Origin of the sequence: Peribacillus sp. NPDC097284 (assembly GCF_044761765.1) — a bacterium.
In the GTDB taxonomy this organism is placed as follows: domain Bacteria; phylum Bacillota; class Bacilli; order Bacillales; family DSM-1321; genus Peribacillus.
In genome coordinates this window covers 95,802-112,985 of sequence record NZ_JBIWCZ010000002.1, presented here as the reverse complement: position 1 = coordinate 112,985, position 17,184 = coordinate 95,802, and the positions used below count along the sequence as shown (strand labels likewise).

Genomic DNA, 17,184 nt, shown 5'->3' with positions numbered 1-17,184 from the left:
GATATTTCAGAAAATTTATATTCTGATAAGACTCACCTTATGAATGGACGGTGCGTAGCTTTTTCTAGCAGGGTTTGGGTAATAAAGTGAAACCTTTCCCCTTATCTTTCGTAAGAATGGGTAGTAATAATTATATGGAGGTTGACCGAATGTATTCACATACCGTTAATGCGTATATGCCCTCTGTTATGCGCACATTTGCTCTATCACTCGCGATTTCCGTTTTAGGAATGGCTGCTGGAACATTTATACCCCCGGCCTTATTTCTTCCCTTGGCGATTTTGGAAATCGCCATGCTGATGGGAGCCTTTATCTTGAGAAGGAAAAAAGCAATTGGATATACATTTCTTTTTGTATTTACTTTCATATCGGGAATGATCACCTATCCCATCATCGCTCACTATCTCGCTTTGGCAGGCGCTAACGTCGTAATTTTGGCTGGAGTGACGACAACCGTCGTCTTTGGGGGGTTAGCTCTATATGCAACAACCACTAAGAGAGATCTTTCTTTTCTAAGTGGAATCCTCTTTGCTGCCTTGCTAGCGCTAATCGCCATCAGTATCTTTAATATATTCTCACCGTTAAGTTCCATGGCAATGCTTGTTTATTCCTTTATTGGCATTCTTGTCTTCAGCGGATATGTTCTATATGATTTCAACCGCATGAAGCACTATGGGGTAACGGCAGAAGAAGTCCCGCTCATGGCATTGAATCTGTACCTTGATTTCATCAACCTGTTTATAAACATCCTTCGCTTTTTCGGTATATTATCAAGCAATGATTAAAAAAACGGGCAAATGCCCGTTTTTTCGTACTTATTTATATAACCCTGGTTCTGATTTTTCAGTCCAAGGCAATTTCACACCAAATGTGCTTGCGATGAATTGTGTATCATCTCTTCTTTTTTTCCTAACGTCTGCCCGGTGTTTGGCAGATTCATTCAAGTTCTTCTCCATCTCAGTCTCCGGAACCAAGCGGGGAACTGGAATAGGTTTTCCGTTCTCATCGATGGCAACAAAGGTCAAAAAGGAAATAACGCATAGATTACGTTCTCCAGTAAGTAAGTCCTCGGCAACCACTTTTACGATAATTTCCATAGATGTCCTACCCGTATACGTAACGAAGCTTTCTAGGCATACTGCATTTCCTTCATGAATGGGATGTAGGAAATCGACAGAATCGGTCGATGCCGTAACGACATTACTTCTAGCATGGCGCATGGCAGAAATGGCCGCAACGTCATCAATGTAAGCCATTAATTTCCCACCAAACATTGTACCGATATTATTTGTATCAGGTGGTAGAACTAGACTCGTTTTTATAACCAAAGAGTCCGAGCAATGTTTTATTTCTTCCATGGTGACTGCACTCCTTTATGTCCATTTTCTCACTAGTTCACTTTAACGAATTTTGCGCGTTAAAGCAATAATCATGATTATTACCCATATTTTTCTCATCTCTCAATAGGTAAGTACTGCTTATATATTCTTTCCTAAATCAATACATATATAAAAAAAACTCAACCTATTGGCTGAGTTTTTTTAGTTTGGCCTTCAACTCTTCAATTTGCAATAAATGCCGTTTCTCATGCAAACCGACAAACGGAATCCACTGCTTCAAACTTAAATCTTTAAACAAGGGATGTGGGAATGACTTCTCTTCCAAGTCATTCTCCTTCACTTGGGAGATTACCTTTTCCAATGCCTTACGTGAAGAGGCGAGCTTAGCTTTTACTTCAGCTAATGTTTGGAACTTCTCTGACGGAATGACAAATGGAGGCGCGTCCACTTTTACGTCACGATTTAATGTATACTGGATCGGTTTATCATCTACTCGATTGCTCTCGTCACTTGCCAGTGTATCGGCAATTCCTTTTGTTACCGCCCTCTCCATTAGAAATAGATGCTCCAATACCTGAATGATGCTCCAACGTCCATCTTCGGGATGTGCATTTACCTGTTCATCCGATAACCCGTTCACTGCCTGGAGAAGTTCTTCCCTGATTTTTGTGTTTTCTTCCACTCTACCAGCTCCTTATTCACTTTTTTATAATTATTCCACCTAAGGGATAAGTTGTAAAATATAAGGTTCTTTATTAAAGAAAAGCCGCTCGAAAGTTGTCTATTTTTTTAAAACCTCTATGATAATCATAAAGGTTTTTTTACATTCAAAAACAACTTTCAATTTACCATAGGAGTGATTAAATATGAGCGGGGGACATATCCCTTTCAGCCACAAGGGTCGTAGCACCATGACAGCAACACCATCAAAAGGAAGCATTCGGTCAATGTTCAAACAAATATTCAATCGTATTCCATCCAGATGGGAATTTTCAAGTATGATCATATGCATAATGATTTTCATTTCCATGCTTGAATTCTCCATTCCACAACTTACACAATATACGATTGATGATGTCATACCAGGGAAAGAATATGGATCCTTGATTTGGGTAGGCATAGGTATCCTCATTGCCGCGATATTGTTAACTTTACTTAACTATCTAAACGGCTATATCGTATCTAAAGTGGGGCAAAAAGCGATCATGAATTTACGAAATGAGATGTATGACCATATTCAAAAATTGGATATGAAATTCTTTGATAAAAATAGAACGGGCGATTTAATGTCACGACTCATGAATGATGTGAACTTGCTTCAACAACTCATCTCATCAAGCATGCTACAAGTTATTACAGATACGGTCACCTTCTTTGCCATCGCAATCTATATGCTGTTCATCAATTGGAAACTGACCGTGGTCCTTCTCATTACCTTTCCGTTCATGTTCTATCTGACACGTGTATTTGGTAAACGAATCCGCCTCTCATTTAGAAGCGTGCAAAGTTCGGCCGGCGATGTCAGCAATCAGCTGCAGGATTCCCTTTCCGGCATACGGCTCATCCAATCCTTCACAAATGAAGAATTTGAATCAAAACGATTCGCGGACCGAAATCATGAGAATACGGTAGCAAACATCAAATCAGTTCGACTGAGGTCCATGTTTGGCCCGCTCATAGATTTAATGAATAATTTAGGTCTGATCGCCGTGATTGTATTTGGTGCCTGGCAAGTGATGCAGGGAGAATTTACGATTGGATTAATCGTGGCATTCCTGGCTTATCTCAGGCTTCTGCAAAGTCCAATCCGTAATTTCAGCCGTGTAATCAGTATCGTGCAACAATCGGCTGCAGCTTTTGAACGGATTACCGAAATAATGGAGACACAACCTGGAATCCAGGACAAAAAGACAGCAATTAATGTTCCCAAAATCACGAAACAAATCGAATTTCAAGGAATTGATTTCGCTTATGTCGAGGGGGTACCAGTACTCCGAAATCTTAACCTGATGATAAAAGCAGGACAGGTAACCGCTCTTGTCGGCTCATCCGGGGCAGGGAAATCAACGATTACCAGCCTTTTAATTCGTTTCTATGACCCCCAACAAGGGACAATAAAAATGGATGGCCATGATATTCGTGATCTCACCCTCAAATCTTTACGGAGCCAAATGGGGGTTGTTTCGCAAGACATCATTTTGTTTACCGGGACCATCCGCGATAATATAACCTATGGTAAACTCGACGCAACGGACGAGGAAATTATCGAAGTGGCTAAGGCGGCATATGCTCATGATTTCATCAAGACGTTCCCAAAAGGATATGACTCACAAATCGGAGAACGTGGGGTCAAACTTTCTGGTGGCCAAAAGCAACGGATTGCCATCGCCAGGGCCCTTTTGAAGAATCCCCAAATCATCATTCTCGATGAGGCGACGGCATCGCTCGACACGGAATCCGAACATCTGATTCAGGAAGCGTTATCCAACCTATTAGAGAACCGGACTTCAATCGTCATTGCCCATCGGTTATCAACCGTTCAAAAGGCAGATCAAATTGTCGTTCTTGAAAAAGGGGTAATTCAAGAAAATGGAACGCACGAACAACTGCTACTAAATAATGGTCGCTATCGGCAGCTCCATGACTTACAGTTTCCACAGGCGGAGGCACCATCAGAAACATAACCAACCAGAAATCCGCCCCCGATAAATAAACCTAAAAGGGCATGGAAATCAAGTCTCCATGCCCTTTTATCGTTCTTATTTAAAATCATATTTATCTAAGATTCGATTGGTTATAAGCTGATAGCCTTCTTCATTTGGATGAATTTCATCACTGAAGTATGCTTTTTTATCTTTGTTTTCGAATAAATCGTTGGTAGGGATATACTTTAGTCTACTATCCTTGTCCACCATCTTTTGAATCGAATGATTATAATCACTAATATGGTTTTCTAATTTCAAGTCGTCTTTATTGGGGTTATATAACCCTATCACCAAGATATCAGCTTTATTATTTTTCTTTAGAAGCTCAGAAAGAATTTTATCTAAATGTTGTACATACTCTTTCTTTTCATCATTTATCTTTTGATCATTGATTTTTTTTAAGTTTCCACCATTACTGTTAATTAAATCATTGATTCCGATATAGACGATAAATGTGTCAGCCTTATCCAATTTTGTGTTAATCTCAAGATCTTCGAGCTGTTTAATGACACCGTCCGTTTCCTGACCTTTAATACCATAATTCCAGAATTGGACTTTTTCTGAATCGGAATCATTCGTTTTATGTTTCAAGTCATCAATATATCCTTCCCCTTCTTTATCGCCCTTTCCATAAGTCAAAGAATCTCCAAATGCCATGACTCTTTGATCGTTTTTCGCATCTACTGCCTGAAACGCATAGGCAACTAAACAAATAACAAGTACAATAAAAAATAAGCCAACGATTTTCTTCATTTGTTTTGCTTCTCCTTTTGTATTCACTAGGAAGTATTTTATTTTTAAATACCCAAAAAGAGGACAAGCCTAACATTTGAATAACTTAATTAAAATTAAATTGCATGATGCACCTGTACTGGTGATTGGAATGCCATAATAAATGGATTGGAGCTTAATGATGAAGGAGTTTACAGAATTCAGGGAAGCAGTATTTGAGGATTTGCCTAAAATTATTGAAATTTACAATTCTACAGTACCTTCGAGGATGGTTACTGCGGATACAGAACCAGTTACAGTAGAATCACGGCTCAAATGGTTTGAAGAACATCATATTCTCAAACGGCCATTATATATGATCATACATGATGGAAAAACAGCTGGATGGATGAGTTTTCAATCTTTTTATGGTAGACCCGCATATGATTTTACCGCTGAAATTAGCATCTATATAGATGAGGAGTTCCGTGGGAAAGGAATTGGACAACTTTCAATCCAAAAGGCTATAGAGGTGAGTCCGAAGATAGGGATTAAGACACTTCTTGGATTTATTTTCGCACACAATGCACCAAGTATTAAGCTTTTTTCAAAATTTGGTTTTGAAAAATGGGCGCATTTACCGAAAATAGCAGAACTCGATGGAGTGGAACGCGATTTGGTCATTCTTGGTAAACGTGTCACTACATGACTTCCATTGCAACAGGCGATTGCCTGGATTTGAATGGTCTGGTGGGATGTACTGATTATTCGCGACAAACTCCCAGGAATTTTATATGTGTGACCGCATTCAATAAAGAATCCAACTCTTGACTTGCTTGAATGGTCATCCTGCTTGTCAAACCATAATTTTTTGCTAACATGATCATTTCTTTTCGTTTTTCTTCAATTTTTTCAACTGTTGTTATGTGAGGAGGCTGCAATATAACCACTTCCTATTTTTCAATTATTTTACATATTTATCATAACCAAAGCACTAGGCGAAATCAATCATTTTACATGTTTTAAATATGTTATTTCACTAGTGAAATGTGACAAAATACCCATTATATTTTTCTGTTTTGTACTTTTTATGTCAGTTCAAAGAGAAAAAGCATTTGCCTTTACACAGCAAATGCTTTTTCTCTTTGATTGTTCACTATAGGTTAACTAAGTCATGCACTCTGGAGGTGACTCATTACCTGATTTATCTATAACAATCTTATATTCATCTTCAAGAGCTTTTAATGGAGCATCATAGAGATGCTTTTCATCAGAGGTTTTGTATACACCATTTGATAATAGTTCTTCTATCAACAATGCTCTCCTCTGTTCTTTTTTCTCGAAAAACTCTGCCATATGAATGGCCCCTTTCCTTTTATTCATATTTTCCACATATAATGCCCCTAATCTTATAGGCTTTGCTAAAGCCAAAATATATATACCTGTTGTAGGGATTCTTAAACCCTATTTGACAAAAATAAAAACCCCTTCTAATCCAAGAAGAGGTCGACAGAGGTCCGTTCGTCTCTTCTTATCTTCCAAGCGATTGCTTGTTGGAAGAAGCACAGTTCCCCGATGGGTCTGTTGCCGAGGTTTCATAGGGCCAAGTCCCTCCACCTCTCTGGATAAGAATACAGAATATAAATGATTTTGACATGATTTTATCCCACTTGCAAGGATAAGTCAATTGCATTCAAATAATTTTTAATTTTTATATTATTTTTCCGTGTGCCCTTTTAGCACAAGGTAAGACCATATCCCTATTTTGCTAATAACAATATTTCCCTCCAATTGACCGTGGGTTAGGGATGCTCCATTTGCCAATGGGGATTTTATCCTACTACCCCTTTCACGCCACAAAATACTCATAAAATTCTATTGAATTCAAAGGTTGCAATTTCCTTTTTATCTGATATGATGACAATAATCACATACGAAATACCACTAGGGGAGTCTTCTATAAGACTGAGATGGAATGATGTTCCGGACCCTTTGAACCTGATCCGGGTGATGCCGGCGGAGGAAAGTGGATGATATCGTCGTCGTATATTTGACTTCATCCATCTGGCCCGTTCCGTTTTCAGGAACGGGTTTTTCGTTTAATTGAATAATAAACTGCTAGGGGAGCCATTAATAGGCTGAGAATCAAACCCTTTGTACCTGATCTGGTCATACCAGCGGAGGAAAGCAGGTTGAAAAAGGGATTCGTACATTCCTAGAACAGCCGCTTTCTATATGAAAGCGGCTGTTCTTCATTTTTGGACACTCCCCTCCTTTGTATGTGAATGAATTATAAGGGGGAAAAATCATGACGAAAACCCAAATGAAAACTTTCAGTGCTAGACTTCACGAACGTTCAAAAGAAATTTGGAAAAAGAATCATACTCATCCTTTCGTTCAAGCAATTGGAGACGGGACACTATCAGAAAAAAAATTCGCCTATTACTTAAAGCAGGACTATATCTATCTTATCGATTATGCCAAGCTTTTTGCCTTAGGGAGCATCAAGGCCACTAACCTTGAGATCATGACCAAATTTGCTGGTATTTTAAATGAGACTCTACAGGTAGAAATGGATTTGCATAGGAGCTACTGCAAGGAATTCGGAATTAGTTCTGAGGAATTGGAAAATACCGAACCAACCCCTACTACCCTTGCCTATACAGGTTATATGCTTAATGCCGCCCAACATGGAACTCTAGCCGATCTTATTGCCTGCTTACTTCCTTGTGCCTGGGATTACTATGAAATTGGCTCGATATTAAAAGAACAAAATGGTACAGCACTAGAAACAAATCGTTATATCGCTTGGATTCAATCGTATGCATCCCCCGAATTCGCAGATGCGCACAAATGGTTGGCCAAGCTGTTAGACGAACTGACGGAAGATATGCCTGAAAGGGAATTGAAAAGATTAGAGAAACACTTTTTAATGACCTCCCGATATGAATATTTATTTTGGGACATGGTTCACAACGAACAGGATTGGCCTCTTTGAATGCTAGATACTGGTAACTCGTTACGGAAAATGACGTTGACTAGCTTGTTCACGGCCATCACTACCCTGACTAGCTCATTCGTTTACATCCCTGTTGGTTTTGCGAAGGTGTTTCCTATTCAACATGTAACCAACGTCATGACAGCCGTTATGTTGGGGCCGCTTTTTGCTGTGACCCAGGCCTTTTTAGTATCCCTTATCAGGAACATGACAGGTACAGGTTCCATTTTTGCATTTCCGGGCAGCATGGTTGGTGCCCTGCTGGCGGCCTTCCTCTACCAAAAAACAAGAAGGATGGGACACGCCTGCTTGGGAGAAATAGTGGGGACAGGCATTCTCGGATCCATCGCCTGTTATCCGATCGCGCTTTTATTATTGGGAAAAAAAGCGGCACTTTTTGGTTTTCTGCCAGCTTTTCTTCTTAGTTCTTTAACGGGCGCAATTATAGGCTTTCTTTTATTGAAAGTTCTCTTAAAAAATCATTATATGAAGGGGTTTTTTTATGAAAAGGGCACTAACGATCGCCGGATCTGACTCTGGGGGCGGAGCCGGCATCCAAGCTGATTTAAAAACATTTTCGGCCCATCGGGTTTATGGCATGTCTGTTATCACCGCCGTTACGGCACAGAATACCTTGGAAGTTCGATCTGTACAGCCCATCGATCTCCCTGTGATCACCGATCAAATTGCGGCCGTATTTGAAGACATTCGTGTCGACGCAGTAAAAATAGGGATGCTTGGATCAAAGGAGACGGTCGAAACCGTCGCCCATTCGCTAAAATTATTTAAACCGGCTATCGTCGTCCTTGATCCTGTCATGATTTCCAAAAGTGGACACCATCTGTTAGATGAGAGGGCCGTTTCGTCGTTAAAAACTGATTTACTTCCACTTGCTACACTTGTCACGCCCAATATACCTGAAGCAGAGGTCATTACCGGATTCCCGATCCGGACGAAGCAGGACTTTTATAAGGCATGTACCGCTATTCTGGAACTGGGTCCGAAGGCTGTTTTACTGAAAGGAGGACATGCAGCAGGAAATCCAAATGACCTCTTTTATGATGGCAAGGAGTTCTCTTGGATCAAGGGTGAACGCATTCATACGAAAAATACGCATGGAACTGGCTGTACCCTTTCCTCTGCCATTGCATCTAATCTTGCTAATGGACTTCCTTTAGCGACGTCCATTGAACAAGCGAAAATCTATATTTCTGAAGCGATACGAAATAGCTTAGAACTCGGTAAGGGACACGGACCCGTTCACCATTTCCATCAATTTTATAAAAAGGAACGGAGTGATTTCACATGAATACATCCGTTGCAGACTTATTTGGCAGAGTGAGAAAAAAACAACCACTCGTCCACCAAATCACCAACTTTGTTACTGCAAATGATTGTGCCAACGCTACCCTGGCAATTGGTGGTTCTCCCGTTATGACTTCCAATCCAAAAGAAGTGGCGGACATGGTCAAACTGGCACAAGCACTGGTGATTAACTTAGGTACACTGGATGATGTTTCCTTGGAGGCGATGGCGATTGCCGGGAAAACAGCGAACGATTGCCATATACCCGTAATTTTAGATCCTGTGGGCGTCGGTTCCACCCCTTACCGAACAGAGAAAGCGATGGAACTGCTCGATTCAATGACTGTCCAGATTATTCGCGGCAATGCAAGTGAAGTCCATCGGCTAATGGGAGGCGATATCGTAACGCGAGGGGTCGATTCAGGACCGCTTTCCATGAGTAATGCAGAACTATCCCTACGTGCTGCTAGAAAACTGAAGAGTGTTGTCGTCGTGAGTGGAGCCAAGGATGCCGTTAGTGACTCTTCACGTACGTCCATCATCGATAATGGAAACCCTCTTTTAACAAAGGTGACCGGCACCGGCTGTATGTCGACGGCCTTGATTGGGGTCTTCTGCGGAATTACGGAGGATTACTATTCAGCTGCTATCGCAGGAATTTCAACCATGAGCATCTCTGGTGAGCTTGCTGCCAGAACCCTTGAAAAAAATGATGGCACAGGGACATACCGGACACGGATTATTGATGCCATCTCAGGAATGAATGATTCCATATGGAAATACGAGGTGAAAATGCATGAAGAAAGTGCCATTTGATTTGAGCCTTTATTTAGTCACGGAAGAATCATTAGCCGTCGAGGACATGACCACTATCATCACCGAGGCGGTATCAGGCGGAGTTACGGCCGTCCAACTTAGAGAAAAGCAGGCATCTTCCCTTACTTTTTATCAAAAAGCTTCTCTATTAAAAGGGGTCCTTGATGAACTTTCGATTCCGTTAATCATTAATGACCGCGTGGATATTGCGCTTGCTGTAGGAGCGGATGGAATTCATGTTGGGCAGGATGACCTTCCTCTTCCCATCATCAAGACCCTTGTTCCTGACAATATGATCATTGGAGTATCCGTCTCTACCTTGGAGGAGGCCCTTGAAGCTGAAAACAATGGCGCTGACTATATTGGTGTTGGCTCTGTATTCCCGACAAAAACGAAACAAGACGCAACTGCTTTGAAAAAAGGGGAACTGGAGAGAATTTGTCACAGTACCTCGATTCCTGCCGTTGCGATCGGTGGGATTACAGCGGATAATATCAAAAGGCTTTCTAAAAGTGGAATTGCCGGTGCTGCGGTCGTCTCTGCCATTACACAGGCAAAAAATCCAATGGACGCGGCTACACTCCTTTCATACACTATAAAAAGATTCACTAATTAATAGAAGGAGGATGCTCATTTCGAGTCATCCTCCTTCCTTTATGAAAGAATGGTATTCTTAGTTTCTTTTCCAAATGCCACAGCAACAGCACCAATTAAAATTGCGATGGTGAAAATCGTGAAGATGGTCGATATCGGTGTATCTCCAGCAACTAGATACCCGACAAGCAACGGCCCCAAAATGCCCCCGACGCGTCCGACTCCAGCTGCTAACCCCGTCCCGGTTCCACGAATGACGGTTGGATACTGTTCAGGTGTATACGCATAAAGCGCCCCCCATGCACCTAAGTTGAAAAACGATAGGAACATGCCGGATACGATCAAGAGTGATAAGCCTTCAGCGGAGCCAAAGAAAAATGCACTACCTGCCGTTCCTATTAAATATGTAATCAATACGAACTTACGCCCCATCTTCTCTATCAACCACGCAGCAGAGAAATAACCAGGCAATTGGGCTAACGTCATGATCAATACATATTCAAAACTCTGAATCATGCTGAAGCCCTTCATGACCATGACACTTGGTAACCATAAAAACATGCCGTAATAGGAAAAGACCACACAAAACCAAAGAATCCATAAAACAAGTGTCTGACGTGCGTGCCCTTTTTGCCAGACCATTTTCATGTTGTTCAGCACAGACGGTCTCTGTTTCTTTTCAAGCTCCGTATATTTAGGAGAATCGGGTAATTTCAAACGTAGATATAGAGCATATAATGCCGGAACCGCACTTAATAACAAAGCCACACGCCATCCGTATACAGGAATGATGAAATAAGAGATGAGCGCCGCCAACAACCAGCCGACCGCCCAGAAACTTTCAAGGAGTACCACAACACGTCCCCTTTTACTTGCCTCGACGCTTTCAGAAACGAGTGTTGAAGCAACGGGTAGCTCTCCCCCGAGCCCCATCCCTATCAAGAAACGCAAAATCAGGAATAAACTAAGCGTACTGACGGCTGCAGACAGACCGCTCGCAATTGAAAATAATAATAAGGTTATGATAAAGACATTCTTTCTGCCAACCCGGTCTGCCATCGCTCCAAAGAGAATCGCCCCTACTGCCATCCCGATAGAATTGATACTTCCGATCCAACCGACCTGTTGGCTCGTTAAATTCCAATCCTGTTTCAATGCAACGATGATAAAAGAAAGCATCCCCACATCCAGTGCATCAAACATCCATCCAAAACCAGCGACACCCAGCAGTTTACGCTGCGATATCACTTTCGCATTGTTTTCCATATAAACCTCCTATAATCTGATCGCTTACCAATATATTCTCCTATTTAATATTACCTATTAATTTTCCTTTTCGCCATAGTATTTACAACTGTCTTGACACTTTTCTTTACTCAAATAGAAAAAACGTTGATTTCAAGCCTTTTTTCATTTAAGAATAAAATGTCGAATAGTAATGATTGAATATTTCATCTATTTATTTTATGATAAATATTGGCATATGAAAGCGTTATCAATTAAGTCATCATGTTTTGCCCAATATAATCATTATATTCAGGAGGGAAACAATGACCAATCTAACGTTAGAAGTAAGTGGAAAGCTGGACAAGTTTTTAAAAGGTCCTAAAAAGCTCTATATTAATGGAAAATTCGTAGAAAGTGCCTCGAAGAAGACCTTTACCACTCCCAACCCCGCAACAGGCAAGAAACTCGCAGATGTATATGAAGCGGATAAAGAAGATATCAATTTAGCCGTTAAAGCCGCAAGAAAAGCATTCGATGAAGGCCCATGGTCCAAGATGAGCGCCGCTAACCGTAGCAGGTTGATGTATAAACTAGCAGATTTAATGGAAGAAAATAAAACAGAATTAGCGCAATTAGAAACACTGGACAATGGAAAGCCCATCAGTGAAACAACAAATGCGGATATCCCTCTAGCCATTGAGCATATGAGATATTTTGCTGGCTGGTCGACTAAAATCGTCGGACAGACCATTCCGGTAAATGGAAATTACTTCAACTATACAAAACATGAGGCTGTAGGCGTCGTCGGTCAAATCATCCCTTGGAACTTCCCGCTTCTTATGGCGATGTGGAAACTTGGAGCCGCTCTTGCGACTGGCTGCACGGTCATTTTGAAACCTGCCGAGCAAACACCATTATCTGCCCTTTATTTAGCAGAGCTAATCGCGGAAGCCGGCTTCCCTGACGGTGTCGTCAATATCGTCCCTGGATTCGGTGAAACTGCTGGTCAAGCCCTTGTCGATCATCCTGAAGTTGATAAGATTGCCTTCACCGGTTCTACTGAAGTAGGGAAAATGATCATGCGTTCTGCTTCCTATTCATTGAAGCGCGTGACACTGGAACTTGGAGGAAAATCACCTAACATCATCCTTCCAGATGCCGACTTCTCCAAAGCCATTCCTGGAGCTTTAAATGGCGTCATGTTTAATCAGGGTCAGGTATGCTGTGCCGGCTCCCGGGTTTATATACAAAAGAAACACTATGATAATGTCGTGGCTGATATGACAAGTCACGCTAAAAAGATCAAACAAGGAGCCGGATTGGATCCTAATACACAAATCGGGCCACTCGTTTCCCAAGAACAGCAGAATCGAGTTCTTGGTTACATTGAAAAAGGAAAAAAAGAAGGTGCAGAAATATTGGTAGGAGGAAACAATCCTAGCGATGAAGGCTACTTTGTTTCACCAACGATCTTTGCCGGTGTAGAAGAGGAAATGACCATTGCCAAAGAAGAAATATTTGGTCCAGTCATTGCTGCCATGCCGTATGAGAATATAGATGATGTAATCAACCGGGCAAATGCAAGTGAATATGGGTTGGCTGCCGGTTTATGGACAAGCGATCTAGCTAACGCCCATTATGTAGCAGGAAAGTTACGTGCCGGTACTGTCTGGGTAAACTGTTATAATGCATTTGATGCAGCCTCCCCATTCGGTGGTTATAAGCAATCCGGAATCGGACGGGAAATGGGTTCCTATGCACTTGATAATTATACTGAAGTTAAAAGCGTCTGGATTAACCTAGACAAATAATTTTTAAAAGAGAGGGTCTTCCGGGACCCTCTCTTCCATGCTTTTTGCACCCTTTTAATATATTTTACTATTGTGATTATTCTCAAATCATTTCAATAGCCTTTTCCTATGTACGTTTGATAGAATCAAGGTAGAGAAAAAGGAGGATTATTCCTATGTATGAAATTGCCATTATCGGTGCCGGACCTGCTGGCGGAAGTGCCGCCATCTTCACGGCCAAGGCAGGAAAAAAGACAGTCATTCTCGACAGTAATGCAAGTATCACAAAAAAAGCCTGGATGGAAAACCATTATGGTGTGGATGAAATCTCTGGACCTGACTTAGTCCATATCGGAATTCAACAGGCAAAGAAATTCGGTGCTGAACATATCGAAACGAAAGTTACAGGCATCGAAAAAACGGAACAAGGATTTACAATCGAAACGGAAAACGGCCTTATTGAAGCTACTTACATCATCCTCGCGACGGGAATGATCACTAATCTAGCCGAAGAAGCGGGAGTCACAACAAAAGACGGCATAGAGCCGCGCACTAAAAAAGTGTATGACGTGGATTCACTTGGGAAAACATCTGTAGAAGGAATTTGGGCCGCTGGCGCTGGTGCAGGCGTGAGCGTTCATACTATCGTTACAGCCGGGGACGGAGCCAGAGTGGCTATTAACCTATTAAGTGAAATCAACGGGGAACGTTATGTAGACCATGATGTACTGAAAAAATAATGAGAGTGTTCACAGAAGCTGAGTCCCTGCACTCAGCTTTTCCATCCTCCTCTATTTTTTTATCGGATTTATTTGAACCCCCACGTTTTATGATACATATGTGTAAAAAGTTTCTTTTTTCAGAAACTATCGATACAATTAAACTGTAGATAAGAGAAAGGAAGTTTTAAAAGATGAATGAATTTCAAACCAATTTAGAAAAATACGCAGAACTGGCCGTTAAAGTCGGGGTCAATATCCAGAAGGGACAAACCCTCGTTTTAAACACAACCTTAGAAGGAGCTGAACTTGTTCGGCTCATCGTTAAAAAGGCTTATGAAAACGGAGCACGTAATGTCATCGTTAACTGGAATGATGATATTGTCGGTCGCACAAAATATGAAATGGCCCCCGCTGAAGTATTTAACGAGTATCCAGAATGGCGGGCAAAAGAAACGATCGAGCTTGCTGAAAATGGCGCAGCTTTTCTATCGGTCATCTCCTCAAGTCCTGACCTTTTGAAGAATGTTAAACCTGAGCGGATCGCCAACTTCCAAAAGGCATCGGGTACCGCACTGAAAAAATGGCGTCAATATATGCAATCCGATAAAGTGAGTTGGTCCATTGTCGCAGTCCCTTCACAAGCTTGGGCTGATAAAGTCTTCCCTGAAGTAGCTGAAGAGAAACGCATCGATGCACTCTGGGAAGCGATCTTTAAAGCAGTCCGGGTTGATGTAAAAGAACCTGTCGAGGCTTGGAAAAAACACGACGACACGCTTCATGAAAAAGTGGATTATTTAAATGAAAAGCATTACCAGAAATTGCACTACACAGCACCAGGTACGGATTTAACCATCGAATTGCCTGAGAAACATCTTTGGTGCGGAGCTGGCAGCATCAATGAGCAAGGACATGAATTCATGGCTAACATGCCAACGGAAGAAGTGTTCACGGTTCCACTGAAAAATGGTGTCAATGGAACGGTTTCAAGCACAAAGCCACTTAGTTACGGCGGCAATATTATCGATAATTTCTCCGTGACATTCAAGGAAGGCCGGATCACAGAAGTGAAGGCTGAAAAAGGCGAAGAAATCTTGAAACAATTGGTCGATACGGATGAAGGATCACACTATCTAGGAGAAGTGGCACTAGTCCCATTCAATTCGCCCATTTCCCAATCAAACGTATTATTTTTCAATACATTATTCGATGAAAATGCATCCAACCACTTAGCAATCGGAAGCTCTTATGCATTCTGTCTTGAAGGTGGAAAAAACATGAGCCCCGAGGAACTGGCGGAACATGGTCTGAACGAAAGTCTAACCCATGTTGATTTCATGATTGGTTCGGATAAAATGAACATCGACGGCATCCTTCCTGACGGAACTTCAGAACCTGTCTTCCGTAATGGGGATTGGGCGTTTTAAGTGGAGTGTTGTTATAGAGGATTTTCAAGGTTTCAAAACTTTGGATTTCACATTTTTTAGAACAAAATTCATTAGCCACGTGTTTATAGTCACGTGGCTATATTTGTTTAATTATAAATTCATCCAATGACTAACTATTTTTACCTATTAGTTAAATTGTTCGGTAACCCTTAATATTTCATTTTTATATAATAAAATATCGTTTACACTATCTAATTTATGGGTAGTTTTTAATTCATCATTTAATTGGATATACTTATTACTAGTATTAAAACCTAATCTACAAATCCATTTACGGATATTATCATCCAGTAAAACATTAAAATAACTTTTATTATCTCTATAGTAAACTCTATTTGCATCTAGGTTTTCCTTAAGCATAAGTTTTATTAAAACATATCCCTCTATTTCTTCTTCGGTTGTCACAATCACAGGTCCATCTACTACTTTTTCCAGTTCATCAATTAGCTCTTCTTCGTTTGTTGGTGCTATATCGTCATTTATTTTTTCCGTCGTATTCAACTCATTTCCATCAGTTGAACTTAAAGCTTTTTGAAGCTTATCATTTACTTTATCATTGACGAATTGATTAAGGGATTTTTTTACTATTTCCCGAAAATTTTCGATTACTTTTTTTGTCTTTACACCTTGATAAACATCATTTAATACAAATTTGATAAACTCTTCATTTGGTTCCTCCCATTGTTGAGTTAAAAAATTCTTAATTTCATTTGTATATTTTAATTCGGAGGCAGTAGTTAATACATTTTCTATATTGAAAAAGTTTTTTCTAAATTTGGCTAACTCCAGAAGATGATTCTCTCTTACTTCATGTAAATTAAATATAAAGAATGGTTTGTCATCCATTTTATTAGGTTCTTCTAAATCGGTGAAGAACTTATATTCAACACCATTGGTCAAGATTGCAAACTTAGCTTTAGTAGTTCCAAAATACCTAAATAATTGCGAATCATGTTTATGTAGTTTTTCATGCACACATTTTGCTTCAACTAAAATAACAGGGTGTCCGTTTTCGATTATGGCGTAATCAATTTTTTCACCTTTTTTTATTCCAACGTCAGCTATGAATTCTGGTACTAATTCCTCGGGGTTAAAAATATCATATCCTAATGCTTGTATTAATGGCATTATTAATGAGGTTTTTGTTGCTTCCTCAGTTTGAATGTTATCCTTTATTCGTTCTATCCTACTTGATAGCGCTTTAATTTGTTGTATAAAGGTTTCCATATTCCTACCCCCATTTTTAAAAGTTTGCTATATTCGTACCCCCATTTTTAATATAATATGCTATATAACAAGCAAAATTATACTAATCTGTAAAAAATATTTATATCTCTGATCCTAGAAAAAGTGACTATTTGTAAAGTTTGAAAAGAAATCTTGTATTAAGAGTTTGCCAAGATACAAAATAAGTACCTAGATCATGTAATTTAATCGCTAGAAGGGCAAGGAAAATTTTTAGAGTTTTAAAAGTCTAATCGTCTTATCTAATCGGCTTAATAGTACTTTTATTTTCCTTTTAGTATGATAA

18 protein-coding genes and 3 riboswitches are annotated in these 17,184 nt (G+C 40.3%); of the genes, 11 read left to right on the top strand and 7 right to left on the bottom strand.

All coding sequences use genetic code 11. The features are described from left to right. Positions 1 to 149 precede the first annotated feature (149 nt). Entirely contained in the window at positions 150 to 785 is a 636-nt protein-coding gene (locus ACIQXU_RS06295) for a Bax inhibitor-1/YccA family protein (protein WP_402987609.1), read from the top strand. Between the two features lie 30 nt (positions 786 to 815). Here the strand turns inward: ACIQXU_RS06295 and ACIQXU_RS06290 are convergent, their stop codons facing one another. Beyond that, positions 816 to 1,358 carry an acyl-CoA thioesterase gene (locus tag ACIQXU_RS06290; RefSeq protein ID WP_402987606.1) on the bottom strand — a complete coding sequence of 181 codons (543 nt, stop codon included), beginning with the start codon at positions 1,356 to 1,358 and terminating at the stop codon, positions 816 to 818. A 166-nt stretch (positions 1,359 to 1,524) separates the two neighbouring features. Next, positions 1,525 to 2,022 (bottom strand): DinB family protein, encoded by a 498-nt coding sequence (locus tag ACIQXU_RS06285; RefSeq protein ID WP_402987603.1) that lies wholly within the window; start codon positions 2,020 to 2,022, stop codon positions 1,525 to 1,527. 184 nt (positions 2,023 to 2,206) lie between these two features. On the opposite strand from ACIQXU_RS06285, the gene ACIQXU_RS06280 reads away from it, so the two are divergent. After that, positions 2,207 to 4,024, top strand: coding sequence for an ABC transporter ATP-binding protein (locus tag ACIQXU_RS06280; protein WP_402987599.1), 1,818 nt, complete (start codon positions 2,207 to 2,209; stop codon positions 4,022 to 4,024). 75 nt (positions 4,025 to 4,099) lie between these two features. Here ACIQXU_RS06280 and ACIQXU_RS06275 read toward each other — a convergent pair whose 3' ends face one another. After that, the gene (locus ACIQXU_RS06275; protein ID WP_402867898.1) at positions 4,100 to 4,798 is read right to left on the bottom strand and encodes a DUF459 domain-containing protein; all 699 of its coding nucleotides are present in this window, start codon (positions 4,796 to 4,798) and stop codon (positions 4,100 to 4,102) included. Between the two features lie 157 nt (positions 4,799 to 4,955). On the opposite strand from ACIQXU_RS06275, the gene ACIQXU_RS06270 reads away from it, so the two are divergent. Continuing rightward, the gene (locus ACIQXU_RS06270) at positions 4,956 to 5,465 is read left to right on the top strand and encodes a GNAT family N-acetyltransferase (protein WP_402868553.1); all 510 of its coding nucleotides are present in this window, start codon (positions 4,956 to 4,958) and stop codon (positions 5,463 to 5,465) included. A 55-nt stretch (positions 5,466 to 5,520) separates the two neighbouring features. Here the strand turns inward: ACIQXU_RS06270 and ACIQXU_RS06265 are convergent, their stop codons facing one another. Both ACIQXU_RS06265 and ACIQXU_RS06260 read right to left on the bottom strand, forming a co-directional pair. Further along, complete coding sequence (locus ACIQXU_RS06265; RefSeq protein WP_402987596.1) at positions 5,521 to 5,706, bottom strand: Spo0E family sporulation regulatory protein-aspartic acid phosphatase; 186 nt, start codon at positions 5,704 to 5,706, stop codon at positions 5,521 to 5,523. A 217-nt stretch (positions 5,707 to 5,923) separates the two neighbouring features. Continuing rightward, positions 5,924 to 6,187: a Fur-regulated basic protein FbpA gene (locus ACIQXU_RS06260; RefSeq protein WP_402987593.1), complete on the bottom strand. Its 264-nt coding sequence runs from the start codon at positions 6,185 to 6,187 to the stop codon at positions 5,924 to 5,926. Positions 6,188 to 6,284: 97 nt separating this feature from the next. After that, positions 6,285 to 6,388, bottom strand: a riboswitch (SAM riboswitch). 304 nt (positions 6,389 to 6,692) lie between these two features. Continuing rightward, positions 6,693 to 6,798, top strand: a riboswitch (TPP riboswitch). A 68-nt stretch (positions 6,799 to 6,866) separates the two neighbouring features. Beyond that, a riboswitch (TPP riboswitch) is annotated at positions 6,867 to 6,959 on the top strand. A gap of 105 nt (positions 6,960 to 7,064) precedes the next feature. Between ACIQXU_RS06260 and tenA the strand changes: the two genes are divergently transcribed. From tenA to thiE, 5 genes are read left to right on the top strand one after another with little or no spacing between them, the layout of a single operon-like run. Beyond that, the gene (gene tenA, locus ACIQXU_RS06255; protein ID WP_402987590.1) at positions 7,065 to 7,754 is read left to right on the top strand and encodes a thiaminase II; all 690 of its coding nucleotides are present in this window, start codon (positions 7,065 to 7,067) and stop codon (positions 7,752 to 7,754) included. Next, entirely contained in the window at positions 7,755 to 8,288 is a 534-nt protein-coding gene (gene thiW, locus ACIQXU_RS06250; RefSeq protein WP_402987587.1) for an energy coupling factor transporter S component ThiW, read from the top strand. Beyond that, positions 8,257 to 9,063: a bifunctional hydroxymethylpyrimidine kinase/phosphomethylpyrimidine kinase gene (thiD, locus tag ACIQXU_RS06245; protein ID WP_402987584.1), complete on the top strand. Its 807-nt coding sequence runs from the start codon at positions 8,257 to 8,259 to the stop codon at positions 9,061 to 9,063. Before thiW ends, thiD begins: the two co-directional genes overlap by 32 nt. Continuing rightward, positions 9,060 to 9,875: a hydroxyethylthiazole kinase gene (gene thiM / locus ACIQXU_RS06240; protein WP_402955992.1), complete on the top strand. Its 816-nt coding sequence runs from the start codon at positions 9,060 to 9,062 to the stop codon at positions 9,873 to 9,875. The genes thiD and thiM overlap by 4 nt, the downstream gene beginning before the upstream one ends. Then, positions 9,856 to 10,491 (top strand): thiamine phosphate synthase, encoded by a 636-nt coding sequence (gene thiE / locus ACIQXU_RS06235; RefSeq protein WP_402987581.1) that lies wholly within the window; start codon positions 9,856 to 9,858, stop codon positions 10,489 to 10,491. The genes thiM and thiE overlap by 20 nt, the downstream gene beginning before the upstream one ends. A gap of 38 nt (positions 10,492 to 10,529) precedes the next feature. On the opposite strand, the gene ACIQXU_RS06230 is transcribed toward thiE, so the two are convergent. Continuing rightward, complete coding sequence (locus tag ACIQXU_RS06230) at positions 10,530 to 11,735, bottom strand: MFS transporter (protein WP_402867890.1); 1,206 nt, start codon at positions 11,733 to 11,735, stop codon at positions 10,530 to 10,532. Positions 11,736 to 12,019: 284 nt separating this feature from the next. Here ACIQXU_RS06230 and ACIQXU_RS06225 point away from each other — a divergent pair, with 284 nt between their 5' ends. From ACIQXU_RS06225 to ACIQXU_RS06215, 3 genes are all read left to right on the top strand, one after another. Beyond that, the gene (locus ACIQXU_RS06225) at positions 12,020 to 13,507 is read left to right on the top strand and encodes an aldehyde dehydrogenase family protein (protein WP_402987578.1); all 1,488 of its coding nucleotides are present in this window, start codon (positions 12,020 to 12,022) and stop codon (positions 13,505 to 13,507) included. A 155-nt stretch (positions 13,508 to 13,662) separates the two neighbouring features. Beyond that, positions 13,663 to 14,226 (top strand): FAD-dependent oxidoreductase, encoded by a 564-nt coding sequence (locus tag ACIQXU_RS06220; RefSeq protein ID WP_402987575.1) that lies wholly within the window; start codon positions 13,663 to 13,665, stop codon positions 14,224 to 14,226. A gap of 173 nt (positions 14,227 to 14,399) precedes the next feature. Then, positions 14,400 to 15,632 carry an aminopeptidase gene (locus tag ACIQXU_RS06215; RefSeq protein ID WP_402987572.1) on the top strand — a complete coding sequence of 411 codons (1,233 nt, stop codon included), beginning with the start codon at positions 14,400 to 14,402 and terminating at the stop codon, positions 15,630 to 15,632. A 147-nt stretch (positions 15,633 to 15,779) separates the two neighbouring features. Here the strand turns inward: ACIQXU_RS06215 and ACIQXU_RS06210 are convergent, their stop codons facing one another. Continuing rightward, on the bottom strand, positions 15,780 to 16,880 hold the full coding sequence (locus ACIQXU_RS06210; protein ID WP_402987568.1) for a type I restriction endonuclease: 1,101 nt from the start codon (positions 16,878 to 16,880) through the stop codon (positions 15,780 to 15,782). Between the last annotated feature and the right edge of the window lie 304 nt (positions 16,881 to 17,184).

Coding starts and splice junctions, on each gene's coding strand:
- ACIQXU_RS06230 (WP_402867890.1), bottom strand. CDS start 11,735: ATGGAAAACAATGCGAAAGTGATATCGCAGCGTAAACTGCTGGGTGTC.
- thiE (WP_402987581.1), top strand. CDS start 9,856: ATGAAGAAAGTGCCATTTGATTTGAGCCTTTATTTAGTCACGGAAGAA.
- thiD (WP_402987584.1), top strand. CDS start 8,257: ATGAAAAGGGCACTAACGATCGCCGGATCTGACTCTGGGGGCGGAGCC.
- ACIQXU_RS06220 (WP_402987575.1), top strand. CDS start 13,663: ATGTATGAAATTGCCATTATCGGTGCCGGACCTGCTGGCGGAAGTGCC.
- thiW (WP_402987587.1), top strand. CDS start 7,755: ATGCTAGATACTGGTAACTCGTTACGGAAAATGACGTTGACTAGCTTG.
- thiM (WP_402955992.1), top strand. CDS start 9,060: ATGAATACATCCGTTGCAGACTTATTTGGCAGAGTGAGAAAAAAACAA.
- ACIQXU_RS06290 (WP_402987606.1), bottom strand. CDS start 1,358: ATGGAAGAAATAAAACATTGCTCGGACTCTTTGGTTATAAAAACGAGT.
- ACIQXU_RS06270 (WP_402868553.1), top strand. CDS start 4,956: ATGATGAAGGAGTTTACAGAATTCAGGGAAGCAGTATTTGAGGATTTG.
- ACIQXU_RS06280 (WP_402987599.1), top strand. CDS start 2,207: ATGAGCGGGGGACATATCCCTTTCAGCCACAAGGGTCGTAGCACCATG.
- tenA (WP_402987590.1), top strand. CDS start 7,065: ATGACGAAAACCCAAATGAAAACTTTCAGTGCTAGACTTCACGAACGT.
- ACIQXU_RS06295 (WP_402987609.1), top strand. CDS start 150: ATGTATTCACATACCGTTAATGCGTATATGCCCTCTGTTATGCGCACA.
- ACIQXU_RS06210 (WP_402987568.1), bottom strand. CDS start 16,880: ATGGAAACCTTTATACAACAAATTAAAGCGCTATCAAGTAGGATAGAA.
- ACIQXU_RS06275 (WP_402867898.1), bottom strand. CDS start 4,798: ATGAAGAAAATCGTTGGCTTATTTTTTATTGTACTTGTTATTTGTTTA.
- ACIQXU_RS06225 (WP_402987578.1), top strand. CDS start 12,020: ATGACCAATCTAACGTTAGAAGTAAGTGGAAAGCTGGACAAGTTTTTA.
- ACIQXU_RS06215 (WP_402987572.1), top strand. CDS start 14,400: ATGAATGAATTTCAAACCAATTTAGAAAAATACGCAGAACTGGCCGTT.